The organism is Brevibacillus sp. NRS-1366 (assembly GCF_050467985.1).
Genome location: NZ_JBITPN010000051.1, coordinates 104,755 through 120,378, shown reverse-complemented (window position 1 = coordinate 120,378; position 15,624 = coordinate 104,755). Strand labels below are relative to the sequence as shown.

Here is a 15,624-nt window from a genome sequence, read left to right as displayed (position 1 = left end):
CAGTATCTTTTCTCTAGCAGGAAAAACGTACCCTCGTGGGGAGAGTTAGAAAACAGGATAGGAGATACAAAACAAATGAAGACAAAACAAAAAGACACATCAGGGAAACTGCGCCCGTTCATTCAATTACTAAAGGAAACAAACCCGTCGAAGCTGATGATTGGTACGGCGCTTTTCCTTGGCATCGCCACCACTCTGGTGAGTTTGATCATTCCACTTTTCACAAAAGACCTCATAGACAGCTTTACGATTTCCTTGATTAGTCGGGGACAAATCATACTTTTGGTTGGGGCATTTATCGCACAAGCAGTTGCCAGCGGGCTGTCCATTTACATGTTGAATCATGTAGGGCAAGACATCGTGGCCTCGCTCCGGGATCGACTCTGGAAAAAGCTGCTCGTCCTGCCTGTACCGTATTACGACAAACATCGGACAGGGGAGACGATCAGCCGAATGACCAACGATACAGGCGTGGTCAAAGGGTTGATTACCGATCATCTGTCCAGCTTTTTTACCGGTACTATCTCTATTATCGGTTCCGTTGTCACTTTGCTTTACCTTGATTGGCAAATGACGCTTACCATGCTGATTGCTGTACCATTGGCGCTCTTGATTCTCGTGCCACTGGGGCGGCAAATGTACAAAATTTCTAAGGGTCTGCAAGACGAGACGGCCAGCTTCACGACCATTATGACGCAGGTTCTATCAGAGATTCGTCTCGTTAAATCGTCGAATGCGGAGCCGCACGAATATGCAAGCGGCAAACAAGGAATCGACAAGCTGTTTCGTTTTGGGGTAAGAGAAGGAAGAGTACAGGCACTGATCGGGCCGCTTATTTCACTCGTGATCATGGTGCTGCTCGTCGTGGTCATGGGATATGGGGGCATGCGCGTTGCGACAGGAGCATTGACGGCAGGGGAGCTGGTTGCCTTCATCTTATATCTCGTGCAGATCATGATGCCGCTCGGACAGTTTACCCACTTCTTTACGCAGTTGCAAAAGGCGATTGGCGCTACAGAGCGAATTATTACGACATTAGAGGCTGAGGAAGAAGACCATACATCCGGCAAACAACTAGAAAAAGCGAATCTGCCTATCCATGTAGAGAATGTGAGCTTTGCCTATGAAAATAAAGAGACCATTCTGGATAACATCACCTTCACGATCCAGGCTGGAGGGGTGAACGCGATTGTAGGACCCAGCGGAAGCGGCAAGACGACACTCTTTTCCCTGATTGAGCGGTACTATCAGCCGCAGCATGGTCACATAAAGCTGGGGGATGAGTCCATTGCTGATTTTACGCTCGCATCGTGGAGAAGCAAAATTGGCTACGTATCCCAGGAAAGTCCCTTGATCGCAGGAACGATCCGGGAAAATATTTGTTATGGAGTTTTCCGTGAGGTCGGTGAGGAAGAATTGCGCAGGGCATCTGAAATGGCTTATGCAGATCAGTTCATCACAGAACTTCCGGATGGCTACGACACGGAGGTAGGAGAAAGAGGCGTAAAGCTCTCCGGTGGTCAAAGACAACGAATCGGCATCGCACGAGCGCTGTTGCGGGACCCGCAAATTCTCATGCTTGATGAAGCAACCTCCAGCCTCGACAGCAAGTCGGAAATCATCGTTCAGAGGGCCTTGCAAAATCTAATGAGAGGACGCACCACGCTCGTCATCGCTCACCGTCTGTCGACAATCGTGGATGCGGACCAGATTCTCTTCATGGAAAAAGGGCGTATTACCGGCAAAGGCACCCATGAGGAGCTATTCCAAAGTCACGAGATGTACCGCGAGTTTGCAACCCAGCAATTGCGGATGAAAGAGAGGGTATAAATTTATGACTAGACTGATGGTGGTTGACGACGATCCGCATATTCGCGAGCTGGTCCGGGTGTTTTTGGAGAAGGAGGGCTTTGAGGTCCAGGGGGCGGCAGATGGGGAGGAGGCCCTCTCCTTGTTTGCCTCTACGCCGGCCGACTTGGTCATTTTAGACATCATGATGCCGAATATGGATGGCTGGGAGCTGTGCCGGGAGCTGCGGAGGTACTACGATATCCCCCTACTCATGCTGACAGCAAAAGCTGAGACATCGCAAAAGATCAAGGGCTTCGAGTTGGGGACAGATGACTACCTCGTCAAGCCGTTTGAGCCTGCTGAGCTGGTAGTCCGTGTAAAGGCTCTCCTGAAACGATATCGAATCGAGGCCTCGCACACGGTACAGATCGGGCAACTGCAATTGAATCGGAAAACGTTTGAGATGACCAAAGGGAACAAGCCGCTGACGATTCCCTTAAAAGAATTTGAGCTGTTGTTCAAGCTGGGCAGCTATCCTGGCAAAACAATCACCCGCGAGCAATTGATTGAGCAAATTTGGGGCTATGATTTTGAAGGGAATGAGCGGACCGTGGATGTACACATCAACCGTTTGCGAGAGCGGTTTCCCCAGGAGGAATTCGGCTTTTTAATTCGGACGGTTCGCGGATTGGGCTACCGGCTGGAGATCCACGTATGAGAAGGAAGCAGGACAGGTCGTGGAAGTCCTTTTTTCTCAAGGTGTTTGCATTGATCGCCTTTTTCCTGGTGATCGCTCTATGCTGGTCATTGGCGTATGGGGCGACGGATTTCTTCTATAATAAAGTTGGCGTCCATCCATCCGATTATCTCAGCGGGATTGTGAACACTGTCCTCAGCTTTCTCTTCTTTTTTCTTTTTGCGGTGATCATCAGAATCAAGAAGCCGAATCAATTCGATCTGTTCGATGCTTTTTACGAGGCTATTAACCGGATTGCCAAAGGCGACTTTAACGTGAATCTCGATATCAAGCTAAAGCATCAGTGGGGAGAGCTGATCGAAGGCTTCAACCATATGGCAGAACAGCTGAACCAGATGGAGCAAATGAAGCAGGAGTTCATCTCCAATGTTTCGCATGAAATTCAGTCTCCTCTGACATCGATCAGCGGATTTGCCCGCGCGCTGCACAATGAGCAGCTCACTCATGAAGAGCGGCTGCATTATCTGGAAATTATCGAAACGGAAAGCAAGCGACTGTCCAAGCTAAGCGATAATCTGCTCCGACTGACTTCGCTGGAAGCAGTGCAGCATCCGCTCCAGCACAAGCGATATCGCCTGGATTTGCAGATTCGGGGGATTATTTTGGCTTGCGAGCCGCAATGGCTGGAGCGAGGGATCGAGATGGAAGTGGATCTCGAAAAAACAGAGATGGAAGCAGATGAAGATATGTTGAGTCAGGTATGGATGAACCTGATTAGCAATGGGATCAAGTTTACACCGGCAAAAGGCATGATTACGATCCGATTGCGCTGTGAGGGAAACGAAGTGGTAGTGCAAGTAGCGGATACTGGAATCGGAATTTCGGAGGAGGATCAGGGACGAGTATTCGAGCGATTCTTCAAGGCAGATAAATCTCGAAATCGCGGAGTAAGCGGCAGCGGGCTGGGCCTTTCCATCGTCCAAAAGATTATAGACATGCATCACGGCAGCATTGCCGTTTCGAGTCAGCTACATGCAGGAACGACCTTTACCGTGCGTTTGCCGAGAGGGACAGTTGCCCAGGTAGGAAAGCGATCGTTGTAAACAAAAGTCCCCTTTCTAAAAAAGAAGGGGACTTTTCTGTTTGGTGCTAAAAAAAGAATTTAAGCACCGATGTATTTCGCATGAAGTGTGCGTGCAAGGCTGCTGTCATCCGTTCCCTGTACGAGCACACGTCCATCTGGAAAAACAACCAGCGTATGCGGATCGACCCGGAAGCGCAGCAAAAATTTATTGCGCTCGACTTGTCCAAGTGGTGTGAGCCGCTCGGCAAGCGCATCGAGATCGAGGGAGATGTGAGCGGATGGAGAGATTTGCACGGTATCGCGTCCACAAAGGGAAACGGCCTGTCCATCTTGGGTGTCTGGCTGCAAAAATGAAAACTCACGCTGTCCACAGGCAGGGCAATCATCGCGTCGTCCGTTGGCTACCTTGATCTGCTGATGACGATTGTGCCAGATTTCAAAGTGCTCCAGATTCGGGTTGAGTGCGCCCGTATCCCCTACCAACAGTTTAAAGGCTTCTGTTGCCTGATAGGAGGCGACGATGTGAATAATCGGGCCAATGACACCGGCTGTATCACAGGTTGCCATTTCTCCCGGATTAGGGGCTTCAGGAAACAGACAGCGCAAACAAGGTGTCGTTCCCGGGCGTATCGTGGTGAATGTCCCAGTCGCACTGACCGCGCCACCGTACACCCACGGAATACCGTGCTTGACGCAAACATCGTTTACGAGATATCGCACCTGAAAGTTATCGGTCGCATCCAGCACCAGATCGACATCAGTTAAATATTCCTCGGCATTGTAGGCGGTGAGATCTGCAACAATCGGCTCGATGGTGACACTGGAGTTGATTTTCGACAGCTTGGCATGAGCGGCGATCGCTTTTGGCAGATGCTCGGCGGCATCAGATTCGTCGTAGAGCATTTGGCGCTGCAAATTGCTGGGTTCAACGAAATCACGGTCGATTAGGCGGACAAAGCCAACCCCTGCACGGACCATATGATTGGACAAGACGGTTCCGAGCGCCCCCATCCCGACGATGGCGACACGGCTTTGCCCCAGCTTTTCCTGTCCACTGCGCCCGATCGGCGCAAACAAGATCTGGCGGGAATAGCGGGTATCCACGATTTTATTCCACCTTTCCTTCTGTCATCTCCAAGGGGTTCCAAGGGCCTTGCTGATGACCTTTCCACTCGCTTCCATCTTCCCACATTTCTTTTTTCCAGATAGGAACGATTTGCTTCAAGCGTTCGATAGCATAGCGTCCTGCTTCAAACGATTCGTTGCGGTGAGCTGTAGCGACAGCCACGATAACCGCTATTTCTTCAACAGCCAAATCGCCAATCCGATGCTGCATCGCGACCTGGGCACCAGGCCAGCGCTCCTCGATTTCCGCTGCAATCTGTTTCATTTTCTCGACTGCCATCGGCGCATAGGCTTCATAGGAAAGATAGACGGTTCGTTGTCCATGGGTAAATTCACGAACGGTTCCGACAAAAGTGAGGACCGCTCCGGCATGCGGATTGCTCACGAGGCGAACCAGCTTATCTGCGGAAAGAGGCTCCGTCGTAATGGCAAAACGCGGTTCTTCTTCTCCACCGCTTACCGGGGGAAGCAGGGCGATCTCATCGTCCGGCGAGATGAGGCGGTCTGGAGCTGCATATTCGTGATTAATGGAAACGAAGCAACTGCCAAGCAAGGGAGACAGCGCCGAATGCTCCTCCCCAATCACTTGGAGAAGTTCGCGAACGCTCATATTTTCAGGCAAGGTTACCTGCACCTCGCGTGCATTAGCCTTCTCAGCAAGACCAGCAAACAACAGGATCGTAATCGTCAAGGCAACTCCTCATTTCCCATTGAGATAACAGTTCTCTATGGTTTGAAGATATCATAATCCGCCACAGATGCCAATGAAAGAGGCAGCATAAACCCGCTTTCTTTCGTTAAGGGGCAAAGCCATTTTGACTCAAAAACACTTCCTCTTTGCCAAATACAGCGGTGAGTCGATCATAAACCGTTTGATAGGCAGTCGGTTCATACCATTCTGTCTGACCAAGCTGTTCATAGAGCGCAGCAATCCCATTTTTCTTGGTTCGCTTGCCGCCGCTGCCATCTCCCATGTAAAAATCATCCACACAGACTCGATTCACCAATGGGCGCAGGAGTTGGGCAAATGCTTCGCTGCTCGGCAACACCGGGGCGATCGTGGCTTGCGTGGGAATCCCTGCCTCTCGTAATAGCTGAAGCGTCTTGAGGCGCGCTTGGATCGGCGGTGCTTCGGGCGAAAAATGCTTGCGAATGGCATCCAAATCAGTCTCCACGGTCATGCTGACTCGCACACGATCCTGCAAAAGGGAAAGCAAATTGATATCACGGCGAACCAGCGGACTGCGCGTTTGGACGAGAAGAAAATCGGGCGGATCGTCCACCATTACTTCAAGCAGTGAGCGTGTCACTCGCTCCTTATGTTCGATAGGCTGATACGGGTCGGTCGCAGAAGACATAAAGATGGTGACTCTACCCTTCGACTTGGCTCTGCGAAGCTCTTTTCTGAGCAAATCGGCTGCTTCCTGCTTGATGTCTACCCACGTTCCCCATGGTTTTTCGCGAAAAAGAGAGACAGGCATTTGCCGCACGTAACAGTATGAACAAGCAAAAGAACAACCTGTATAAGGATTGAGAGAATGTGTGTAATCGGAAAGAAAACCGCTTCCTTTATTCAGCAAGGTTTTCGGGTACTTGTGGAATAACTCGGTTTTCACGCAGCAATCCCTCACTTCGCATCATGAAAAATAATTCCCAGACTGTATCTTGTACCCGCGGTGATCGTGCTGACGCCATGCCGCAGCGTAGTCCGGTAATAACCGCGCGATCCAGCTACAGGTCGATGATTGGTTGGAAAAATGAGTCCTGATCCTTGCTCCAGTGTAATGACATGACCTCTGCTTTGTGCTCTTGGCCTCTGTTCCATTAATAAAAATTCTCCACCCGAGTAATCTACCTCTTTTTGATTGAGCACAAAGACGACTTGAAACGGAAAATACACCTCGCCGTACAAGTCCTGATGCAGACAGTTGTACCCGCCAGCCTCGTATTTCAGAATCAGTGGGGTGGAGCGTACTTGCCCTTGCTCGTGACATTGCTTGAGGAAAGCAGATAGTGTTTCAGGATAGAGGGCATCATGACCGAGCAGCACAAGCCACCGATTCGCCGTTTTGGCAAGCTCAGGATAAAAACCTTCCCGTAGCTGCTGCATGAGTGGCGGGAGGGGAGCCTGGTAATAGCGGTATTGCCCCATTCCAAAACGGTATCTCGCCATATCGATTGTGCTTCGAAAACGGACATCCTCCTGATAGGTTGCGATGATCTCCTGGCATTGATCAGCGTCGAGTAAAGCTGGCAATGTCGCAAAGCCTTGTTCGTCCAATGTCTGCTGCAAGAGGCTCCAGTCAAGTCCTGCCATACGCTTCTCCAAGCTACTGGGCATGCTGTTTGCTCCCTTCAGCAAGTGTACCTCTCTTTTCTAGTTGAAGCAGCTTGGTCTTCATTTCCAGCCCGCCTCGATAACCGGTTAGCGAGCCGTTTTTTCCGATGACGCGATGACAGGGCACAGTGATTAACACCGGATTCGCCCCGATTGCGGTACCTACTGCCCGTACGGCTGCCGGTTTTTGAATGGAGGCGGCAATATCAGAGTAGGACGTTGTTTGCCCATAAGGAATTTGGCAGAGCGCATCCCATACGGCAACCTGAAAGGGAGTGCCCTGATAATCAAAGGGAATGGAAAATTGTGTGCGTTTGCCCTGTATATATTCAATGATTTCTGCCGTATAAGGCTGTAGCACGGTGGAATCTTCTATAAGTGTGCTGTTTGGGAAACGGTTTCGTGCCCAATCTGTCAATTCTTCAAAGGGCTTGTGCAAAGACCCAATATAACACAGACCCTTTATGGTTGCTGCGATAAACAAGCTCCAATCCTCGTACACGAGCTTTGTCCAATAAATCGGTTGATTTGTATTTGCCCTCACGTGGGAATCCCTCCTAGATCGCTTAACTATATACATTTTTGTCGCTTCAGAGACAGTATACCTCTGAGAGCAGCATCATGTACGCATTTGCGAATGGAACAGCAAGATAACGAAATAATGTGAAAAGGTTGGTATGATAAAACAAGAAGAGCAAAGGTACGAGGCACTGGCCGAAACGGAGGATGACGATGAAGCAGAGTACGACTGAAGTAAAGTGGGATGGGCACTGGGAAGATTACGAGCAAGAGCTGAAGCTGTTTGTACCAAATGAATTTCGCTTTATCCAAAATCTAAACTACTTGTCGAATGCTTCGGGTGAATGCTTGTTTCATATAAAGGATCAGCGAATATACAGGGCGATTCCGATTGGTCTACAGACACCGGTAGTTGAGATACGTGCCGATGGTGATCACGCGATGATTATTCGTTTTTTAGGAGATACGAAACCCAAGGAAAAAGGGGTACGATCTGCAATCGCCCGCTATGTTTACGAATGGTTCGATCTGGATACGGATTTGACCGCTTTCTATGAACTGGCAAAAAGGGATGCACTGCTGCAAAGAGCCGTTCAAGAGTTTTATGGACTACGCAATATCGGGATTCCTGATTTATTCGAAGCAATCAGTTGGGGAATTATTGGCCAGCAAATTAATATGACGTTTGCGTATACATTGAAAAGAAGGTTAGTCGAAAGCTATGGTCGGCAAGTGGAGTGCGACGGTCATGTATACTGGCTGTATCCTACCCCGCAGGATATCGCCGCACTGCGCGTAGAAGACTTACAGGAACTGAAAATGAGCGTCAAAAAAAGCGAGTATCTCATCGACGTAGCTAGACTGATCGTGGAAGGGAAACTGTGCAAAGAACAATTGATGGACGCCGGGACTGTGAAAGCAGCTGAAAAAATGCTCGTCCAAATCCGCGGGATCGGTCCGTGGACAGCCAATTATGTATTAATGCGCTGCCTCAGAATGCCAGCGGCTTTTCCGATTGATGATGTGGGGCTGCACAACGCCATCAAGTACCTGCTCGGGACAAAGGAAAAACCGACGAAGGAAGAAATAATCAAGCTGTCCGCAGCATGGACGAATTGGGAGTCGTATGCGACGTTTTACTTATGGAGATTTCTGTATTGATAAGGCACTTCCTCCTCGATATTCTCATTGCTTTTATCCAGCGGCGGGAGTAAGGTAAAGAGTAGATTAGCAACTAATGTAGACCTGAGTTGTTCCGATGGAGGATAGAGCAAAAACATGAGCGACCAATTAACGCATTTTAATGAACAAAATCGTGCGCGGATGGTAGATGTCTCAGATAAGGATATCACCAAGAGGGAAGCTGTTGCCCATAGCCAAATCATCATGAAGCCCGAGACACTTGGACGTATTCGCGAAGGGCGTGTAGAGAAGGGCGACGTACTGGCTGTTGCACAAGTAGCTGGAGTGATGGCTGCCAAAAAAACGTGGGAAATCATTCCGATGTGCCATCCCCTGCCTCTTACCGGGATTGATATCCGCTTTTCCTTTACGGATGAAACCACGCTCGAGGTAGAAGCAGCCGTAAAGACGACCGGAAAAACAGGCGTAGAGATGGAAGCATTGACAGCTGTGAGTGTAGCTGCTCTGACTGTGTATGATATGTGCAAAGCGATGGACAAGGAAATGATCATCGGACCGACTAGTCTCCTCACCAAAACAGGCGGAAAAAGCGGCGACTTTCGGCGGGGAGAGAAATAAACCATGAAAGAGAAATGGGAGTCCTATCCGAGCAGCATTCGTCTATTGGCGATTGCTGCCATCATTTTTTCTACAGGAATGGCTTGTATCTGGCCACTGGTAACGATCTATATTCACGATTATTTAGGAAAGCCGCTTACTGTTGCCGGCTTTTTGCTGCTTTTGAATCAGGGAGCCTTCCTCATCGGCAGTGTGGCTGGCGGCATGCTGTTTGACCGCTGGGGAAAAATGAGAACGATCATCCTTTCTTCTGCCGGCATTATTGCCATGTCTACCAGCCTTGGATTTACGGATGATTTTACGTTGTATACGATCTTCTTTCTGTTAAACGGCCTGTTTTATGGCACGTTGTCGCCGGTAATCAATGCGCTCGCCGTCGTTTTGTGGCCTGAAGGCGGACGCAAGGGCCTCAACATGATTTATGTGGCACAGAATGCGGGTGTCGCTGCAGGCTCTGCCTTGGGGGGAGTTCTGGCAAGCGTATCGTTTGCATGGACCTTCTTTGGCAACGCCATCACCCAAGTAATTGTGCTCGTCCTGTTTGCGGTTATGCTGCCGCGTTACGTGAAGTCGTTGGCCTTAAAGCCGCAAAGTCCGGAAATGCCGGCACAGGAAGCAGGCAAGGCGGAGATGCTGCTGTCTCAGCCTGCCCCAGCGAAAAAGGTTGTCTGGGGAGCACTCCTCATGCTGTGTGCCGGGCTTTTGATCAGCTGGATTGTGTACGTGCAATGGACCACGGTCCTGTCTGCGTATATGCAGTCGCTTGGAATCTCTTTGCGCCAGTATAGCTTCTTGTGGACGATTAACGGGGGCTTGATCTTGTTTGGACAGCCGTTGATTGCCTGGGTGATCAGTCGTTTTGCCCGGACGCTAAAAGCACAGATGCTGCTTGGCTCCTATGTATTTGTACTGTCGATGCTGATCTTGTCTCAGACGACATCGTATACGGGCTTTGTTGCTGCGATGTTTGTCATGACGCTGGGCGAGATGCTCGTGTGGCCAGCGGTTCCAGCCGTAGCCGCCGAGTATACACCAGAAGGTCAGGAAGGCTTCATCCAAGGGCTGGTTTCAGGCACAGGCTCTGCGGGCCGCATGCTCGGACCGCTCCTTGGCGCCTTCATTTTTCAAACCTTCCAAGCAGAGGGACTGCTTTATATCATGGCAGGCTTGGCTCTGTTATCAGTCCTGTTCTTCGCCCTGCACAGCTCCTTCCAAAAAGGGAGCCACCGGGTACCCGTACAAACAGCGGAAAAATTATAAAGAAAAAAGACGCCTTGTGCGTCTTTTTTCACCTTTTCGATTCTAAACGACTTCCAAATGATCCGTCCCCACATCTGGGAATGAAATCGAAACGGTAGTTCCTACGCCTTTCTTGCTGGTTATGAGAATTTCTCCCTTATGTCCTTCGATGATTTTTTGAGATATAGCCAAACCTAATCCGGTCCCAATAATCTGTGCTTTAAAGACCTCTGGGTCTCTGAAAAAAGGAGTAAAGATCTTTTCGACATGTTCCTCAGATATCCCCATCCCGTTGTCCGCAATTTCGATGATGACCGATGCATGCTGTTGAAGGGCATTGATCCGAATTTCGCCTTTTCTATGACTTTGCGAATACTTGATTGCGTTGTCAATAATGTTGATGAGCGCTCGGTTTACTTTAGCGGGATCAACGTATATAAGCGGCAAGTCGTCTTCGAAGGTCATTTGAAACTGAACCGCTGAATCCAGCGAATTGTTTCGCGCAATGTTCACAGCGTGTTCGATAAGGAATTCAACAGGCACCCACTCTTTTTTGAAATGAGTTTCATGTAGTTCCATCGCCGAAATCTCAAACAAATCATCAATCAGCCTGATGATGTGGTTGGTTCGAAGGAGAATCAACTGTGTCCATTCCTGTTGCTTTTCAGCCGAAAACTGATGTTCATGCAGTAGTTGAAGATAGCCTTTGATCGAGGTAAGTGGGGTCTTTAGGTCATGCGAAATTTGAACAATTAATTCCGTACGAGCTGTTTCCGACTGTTGCAATTTTATTAGTGTTTCATTCAACTGCATGTTGGCGTCCCACAGCTCTTTTGTCCGTTCCAATACGCGTTCTTCCAATACGCTGGCCTTCTTTGTCAGCTCATTGATCAACTTTTCAATTGTTGTCTCCATAAAATGGAAAGTCTTGGTTAACTGTCCGATCTCATCAGATGACGTGATGGGAATATGGACTCGATAATTCCCTTTGATGATTTCCTGGGATGCGCGTATCAACCGATTGATCGGCTCGGTTACGGTTTTAGAGAAATAGTAAGAGAATAGAATGACGACCAGAGAACCTAGTAGAAGAAAGAGCAGCAGTCGCCATATAAATCGTTCCTTTTGCATGGACGTTTGCACGTTTGCATCATGGATAATGGGAGCAGTAATATCTGATTCAGGAATGACAAACTGTAACTCCCAGCCATTGCTTGTAATAGGGGCGGAAAGCAAGTATAAAATACCTTCACTCGTTGAAATCTTTTGAATGGGCTCTGTATACTTCTTTTCTGAAAGTCTGGGTGAAGCGTGATCAGAAAACAGCTTTTCCGAGAGTTCATTGCTTTGGCTGGCTACTAGATTGCCTTCGTTATCCCGAATGAAAGCGAACGCATGTGGTTCTGGAAATGTAAGGTTCAAGAGTTTATCGTTAATAAACTGAATGGGCAAATCGGCTCCGACTACACCACGCAAGGTTCCCGAGGGGAGATAAACCGGAATGGCAGCTGTAACGACCATTTCCCAGTGCGTCACGTCAGAATACGGATCAGTCCACTGGATATCTCTGTTTGGATTATGTTCTTCGTCGGCTATCGAGTAAAATTCAAAGTCTTTCACATTGATATCAGGTGGCAATTTGTTGATAGAGGTTTCATGATCCGCATTCATAGCCGGATAAATGAGCCATGCCGATTCAGAAAAACAGAAAAATACGCCTTTCAGGAGCGGTTCATTTTCAAACGTTTGCATAAAGAGCGGTTCCAGCCCCTTTGCCGTTGCCAGATCTTGCGAGGAAAACGGCTTTGGAGCGATTGCGCTGATAAACAGATTGGCTTTCTCATATTCGCTATGAAACGGTTCCCACTGGTATCCCTCCGAACTGCTTACCAATGGGATCGTCCCGGTTGCGTGTAAGGCAGCCTTGTTTGCGAAGAGATATTCAGCTTGCCGCTGTATGATTTTCAAGTGCTGCTCGACATTCAAAAATTTTACATTAATATTATCCGCTTCTTTTTGCAGAAGGGCAGACTTTTGTTCCAAGACTTTCCCGATGGTTTGCTGAATCTGAAGCTGTGTAATGCTTTGGGAAAAGGAATTGACTTGAACAACACTGTAGAAACCCAGAGCTACAAAGGGGATAAACGCGAGCAAAGCCATAAGAGACAGGATTTTCAGGTAAAATGATTGTTTAATGACTCGATACGGCCACAAACTTGTATCCCACTCCTCGTACGGTCACAATATAGCGCGGGTTCAGCGGATCTTCCTCCAGCTTCTTCCGCAGACTTGACAGATGAACGATAACGGTTCTTTTTTCACTTAACGAGTCGATTCCCCAGATTTTGTCCAACAATTGTTCAGGAGAGAACACTTGGTTAGGATGCTTGGTGAAAAAGGCAAGGAGGTCAAACTCCTTCGCTGTCAGGTGAACCCTGTTGCCATCGCAAAATACTTCTCGTGAGCCTTTGTCGACCGTGATCTGGTCGAAACAGAAGACTTGATCCTGCTGTTTTGGCTGAGTCTGTCTGAGGATGCGGTTTCTGCGCAAATGAGCAAGGACACGCGCCAAGAGGACATTCACATTAAACGGTTTTTCGATGTAATCATCTGCCCCTATGCTTAGCCCCAAAATTTTATCATCGTCACCGCTTTTGCAGCTGACAAACAGAATCGGCGCAGACGTGAGCAAGCGAAGCTGCTTACATAGCTGAATGCCGTCGACATCCGGCAGCATAATGTCCAAGAGGACCAGGGCAGGCTGATTTTTTTTGACATGTTCAAGCGCTTCTTTCCCCGTAGAGGCAATCACATGAGGAAGTGCCTCGATATCCAAACAGGTGGAAAGGAGTTTCTGAATCTCACTGTCATCTTCCACGATCAGGATTTCCTCCACGATGAACCCCCTTTTCGTATCTCGGTATCTCCACTTTTGCAATCATTGTCGGAAGATTCTTGAAAAACTTGACGTGAACTTGATCAAAATTTGACTTCGCTTGAACCTGAAATTGAGCGAATTGTCTTATTATGCATTATAAAGCAGGAGCAGAAAAAAGAAAGGGGGGGGTTCTCTATGAGACATGTTCACTCGTTGAATTGGAAAGGAAAAAAAGTAGAAAGACTGGTTCGAATGGAAAAAGAGCCTGAGGTGGAAGGCTTGGGGCTCTTGCCGATGGGATGTTCCACGCTTTTTGATCCTGGCTGGGAGGTTGATTTTTCTGGTACCGGTCAGGAGGGGCTTTGTCAGCCGCACTATCGTGATATTTACGGGTGCTACGGCGATTGCTGGTGGGCCGCTCAAGTACCTGACGGCCTGACGAACTACGGCAGTTGGGCGGATGAATGCCCAGTCGCTGCAAATGATTGGCGAAAAATCCAATACGTCAAACCTTAGTGGGGTGAACCGATGTCAAAATCAAAACTGCTCGTCGGTTTGTCCGTCGCAGTCGTCTTGATTGTTGTGATTATCAGTCTGTTAAACGGGGAATCGAAGGAAGCGGTGAAGCAAGAGGCCGAACAGACAAAGCAGGAAGGACCAAAGTCAACGTCTTCCGTCCATGTAAGCGCAAAGGTGGAACAATCCTGTATGAGCTGCCATGCCGTGGATAACAGCGGAAAACTTGCCCGTATCGAATATGTGAGGAAAAGTCCTGAAGGATGGAGCGACACGATTGCACGGATGGAACGCAATCATGGCGTGAAATTGACAGATGCTGACCGCGAACAAATCATCGAGGATTTAAGCCGGGAACGCGGGCTCGCTCCAGAGGAAGCCGAACAGGTCCAATACTGGTTGGCGAACAAACAATCCTTTGCGGAGCCAACTCCTGCAAATGTGAATCTGCAAAATTCATGCATGACTTGTCATGCGACCGGAAGATTTATGGCACAGCGTCGGACGGAAGAGGAGTGGAAAAACCTGAAGGACTTTCACCTCGTCTCATTCCCTTCCACCTATTTGAATCATCGGCATATGGACTGGCCGAAAGAAGCGGAAGATGTCCTCCGTTACCTGGCGGAACAATACCCGGAGGAGACGCCGGAGTGGAAAGAGTGGAAGGGCAAGGAATTTGACCCGACAGGAGCTTGGAAAGTCGTCGGCTTTCAAGGGACAAAAGGGTTTTACATCGGCGACAGTACATTTGCAAAAAACGGAAACGGGTTTACCGAAACCAAGAGCGTTCGCTACGTATATGACCAATCGAGCGTTCAGTCATCGGGGGATGTGCAGATCTACTCAGGATATATGCTGCGCGCCCACTATATGAAGGATGGCAAAAAAGTAAACGGCGTCTACAACATGGCAGAGAACGGAACCATGATCATAGGAGATTGGTCGGAGCAAAAAGACCAGGGAATTGCTGGAGAGGAGACCTATTACAAGGTACAAACGGAGAAGCCGGAAGTGATTTTTGTGACACAGACGGCACTGAAAAAAGGAAGCACCAATCAGATCACCTTGTACGGAATGAATCTGAACAAGCTGAAGAAGGAAGATTTGCAGCTTCCAGCAGGCGTTACTGTAGATAATCTGACAGCCAAGTCGAGTGAGGAAGTGCAGCTCTCCGTTAGGGTGAGTGACGCTGCGCAGATTGGTTCCTTCGCCATCGGTACACCGCAGACCACAGTCCGAAGCAATCTGGTTGTCTATGACAACGTAGATACGATCAAAGTCACTCCTGATTATGCGATAGCACGGATCGGCGGAGCAGGGCCGATGGACAAGGTCAGCGTCCAGTTTGTCGCTTATGCCTACAGCAACGGCAAGGATGGAAAACCAGGAACAGCCGATGACCTGTCATTGGGACCTGTGGAAGCAAATTGGACGTTTGAACCATTCCCTGCTGGATCAGACCCGCAGAATACGCAATACATGGGTACGCTTGACAAGAACGGTTTGTTTACGCCGCAAGTAGAAGGCATAAATCCAAAACGGACGTATACGCAAGAAAATCTGGGCACTGCTACGGTGATTGCCACGGCCACAATCGACGGACGAACAGTAACGGCCGAGAGCCACCTTGTTTCCACCGTACCGGATTACAACAATCTCATTCACTGACGACGGGA

Annotated in this window: 15 protein-coding genes; 8 read left to right on the top strand and 7 right to left on the bottom strand. The window is 48.9% G+C overall.

The genetic code is table 11. From position 1 onward, the window contains the following. Positions 1 to 75 precede the first annotated feature (75 nt). Genes ACIFQN_RS29765 through ACIFQN_RS29755 form a run of 3 tightly spaced genes read left to right on the top strand, consistent with a single transcriptional unit; the run spans position 76 to position 3,591 of the window. Positions 76 to 1,830, top strand: a complete 1,755-nt coding sequence (locus ACIFQN_RS29765; RefSeq protein WP_429836664.1) for an ABC transporter ATP-binding protein — start codon at positions 76 to 78, stop codon at positions 1,828 to 1,830. A 4-nt stretch (positions 1,831 to 1,834) separates the two neighbouring features. Further along, entirely contained in the window at positions 1,835 to 2,509 is a 675-nt protein-coding gene (locus ACIFQN_RS29760; protein ID WP_429836663.1) for a response regulator transcription factor, read from the top strand. Continuing rightward, positions 2,506 to 3,591, top strand: a complete 1,086-nt coding sequence (locus ACIFQN_RS29755) for a HAMP domain-containing sensor histidine kinase (RefSeq protein ID WP_429836662.1) — start codon at positions 2,506 to 2,508, stop codon at positions 3,589 to 3,591. Before ACIFQN_RS29760 ends, ACIFQN_RS29755 begins: the two co-directional genes overlap by 4 nt. A 59-nt stretch (positions 3,592 to 3,650) precedes the next feature. Here ACIFQN_RS29755 and ACIFQN_RS29750 read toward each other — a convergent pair whose 3' ends face one another. The 5 genes from ACIFQN_RS29750 to ACIFQN_RS29730 all read right to left on the bottom strand — a co-directional run bounded on the left by ACIFQN_RS29750 (position 3,651) and on the right by ACIFQN_RS29730 (position 7,579). Then, a complete protein-coding gene (locus tag ACIFQN_RS29750; protein WP_429836661.1) occupies positions 3,651 to 4,676 on the bottom strand; it encodes a ThiF family adenylyltransferase in 1,026 nt (341 codons plus the stop codon). 4 nt (positions 4,677 to 4,680) lie between these two features. Further along, positions 4,681 to 5,388, bottom strand: coding sequence for a molybdenum cofactor biosynthesis protein (locus ACIFQN_RS29745; protein ID WP_429836660.1), 708 nt, complete (start codon positions 5,386 to 5,388; stop codon positions 4,681 to 4,683). A 106-nt stretch (positions 5,389 to 5,494) separates the two neighbouring features. Next, positions 5,495 to 6,313: an SPL family radical SAM protein gene (locus ACIFQN_RS29740; protein WP_429836659.1), complete on the bottom strand. Its 819-nt coding sequence runs from the start codon at positions 6,311 to 6,313 to the stop codon at positions 5,495 to 5,497. An 11-nt stretch (positions 6,314 to 6,324) separates the two neighbouring features. After that, positions 6,325 to 7,038 (bottom strand): 2OG-Fe(II) oxygenase, encoded by a 714-nt coding sequence (locus tag ACIFQN_RS29735; RefSeq protein WP_429836657.1) that lies wholly within the window; start codon positions 7,036 to 7,038, stop codon positions 6,325 to 6,327. Then, positions 7,028 to 7,579 (bottom strand): methylated-DNA--[protein]-cysteine S-methyltransferase, encoded by a 552-nt coding sequence (locus tag ACIFQN_RS29730; RefSeq protein WP_429836656.1) that lies wholly within the window; start codon positions 7,577 to 7,579, stop codon positions 7,028 to 7,030. Before ACIFQN_RS29730 ends, ACIFQN_RS29735 begins: the two co-directional genes overlap by 11 nt. Before the next feature lie 188 nt (positions 7,580 to 7,767). On the opposite strand from ACIFQN_RS29730, the gene ACIFQN_RS29725 reads away from it, so the two are divergent. The 3 genes from ACIFQN_RS29725 (at position 7,768) to ACIFQN_RS29715 (ending at position 10,575) form a co-directional block, all read left to right on the top strand. Next, positions 7,768 to 8,715, top strand: coding sequence for a DNA-3-methyladenine glycosylase family protein (locus ACIFQN_RS29725; RefSeq protein ID WP_429836655.1), 948 nt, complete (start codon positions 7,768 to 7,770; stop codon positions 8,713 to 8,715). A 117-nt stretch (positions 8,716 to 8,832) separates the two neighbouring features. Further along, a complete protein-coding gene (moaC, locus tag ACIFQN_RS29720; protein WP_429836654.1) occupies positions 8,833 to 9,315 on the top strand; it encodes a cyclic pyranopterin monophosphate synthase MoaC in 483 nt (160 codons plus the stop codon). Between the two features lie 3 nt (positions 9,316 to 9,318). Beyond that, positions 9,319 to 10,575 (top strand): MFS transporter, encoded by a 1,257-nt coding sequence (locus tag ACIFQN_RS29715; protein ID WP_429836653.1) that lies wholly within the window; start codon positions 9,319 to 9,321, stop codon positions 10,573 to 10,575. A gap of 42 nt (positions 10,576 to 10,617) precedes the next feature. On the opposite strand, the gene ACIFQN_RS29710 is transcribed toward ACIFQN_RS29715, so the two are convergent. Together ACIFQN_RS29710 and ACIFQN_RS29705 are read right to left on the bottom strand one after the other, a co-directional pair. Then, on the bottom strand, positions 10,618 to 12,768 hold the full coding sequence (locus ACIFQN_RS29710) for an ATP-binding protein (RefSeq protein ID WP_429836652.1): 2,151 nt from the start codon (positions 12,766 to 12,768) through the stop codon (positions 10,618 to 10,620). After that, positions 12,746 to 13,450, bottom strand: coding sequence for a response regulator transcription factor (locus ACIFQN_RS29705; RefSeq protein WP_429836651.1), 705 nt, complete (start codon positions 13,448 to 13,450; stop codon positions 12,746 to 12,748). The genes ACIFQN_RS29710 and ACIFQN_RS29705 overlap by 23 nt, the downstream gene beginning before the upstream one ends. Before the next feature lie 177 nt (positions 13,451 to 13,627). Here ACIFQN_RS29705 and qhpC point away from each other — a divergent pair, with 177 nt between their 5' ends. Together qhpC and peaA are read left to right on the top strand one after the other, a co-directional pair. Continuing rightward, the gene (gene qhpC, locus ACIFQN_RS29700) at positions 13,628 to 13,948 is read left to right on the top strand and encodes a quinohemoprotein amine dehydrogenase subunit gamma (RefSeq protein ID WP_213024910.1); all 321 of its coding nucleotides are present in this window, start codon (positions 13,628 to 13,630) and stop codon (positions 13,946 to 13,948) included. 12 nt (positions 13,949 to 13,960) lie between these two features. Beyond that, entirely contained in the window at positions 13,961 to 15,616 is a 1,656-nt protein-coding gene (gene peaA / locus ACIFQN_RS29695) for a quinohemoprotein amine dehydrogenase subunit alpha (RefSeq protein ID WP_429836650.1), read from the top strand. The last annotated feature ends 8 nt before the right edge of the window (positions 15,617 to 15,624 follow it).

Coding starts and splice junctions, on each gene's coding strand:
- ACIFQN_RS29765 (WP_429836664.1), top strand. CDS start 76: ATGAAGACAAAACAAAAAGACACATCAGGGAAACTGCGCCCGTTCATT.
- ACIFQN_RS29760 (WP_429836663.1), top strand. CDS start 1,835: ATGACTAGACTGATGGTGGTTGACGACGATCCGCATATTCGCGAGCTG.
- ACIFQN_RS29755 (WP_429836662.1), top strand. CDS start 2,506: ATGAGAAGGAAGCAGGACAGGTCGTGGAAGTCCTTTTTTCTCAAGGTG.
- ACIFQN_RS29735 (WP_429836657.1), bottom strand. CDS start 7,038: ATGCCCAGTAGCTTGGAGAAGCGTATGGCAGGACTTGACTGGAGCCTC.
- ACIFQN_RS29725 (WP_429836655.1), top strand. CDS start 7,768: ATGAAGCAGAGTACGACTGAAGTAAAGTGGGATGGGCACTGGGAAGAT.
- moaC (WP_429836654.1), top strand. CDS start 8,833: ATGAGCGACCAATTAACGCATTTTAATGAACAAAATCGTGCGCGGATG.
- ACIFQN_RS29715 (WP_429836653.1), top strand. CDS start 9,319: ATGAAAGAGAAATGGGAGTCCTATCCGAGCAGCATTCGTCTATTGGCG.
- qhpC (WP_213024910.1), top strand. CDS start 13,628: ATGAGACATGTTCACTCGTTGAATTGGAAAGGAAAAAAAGTAGAAAGA.
- peaA (WP_429836650.1), top strand. CDS start 13,961: ATGTCAAAATCAAAACTGCTCGTCGGTTTGTCCGTCGCAGTCGTCTTG.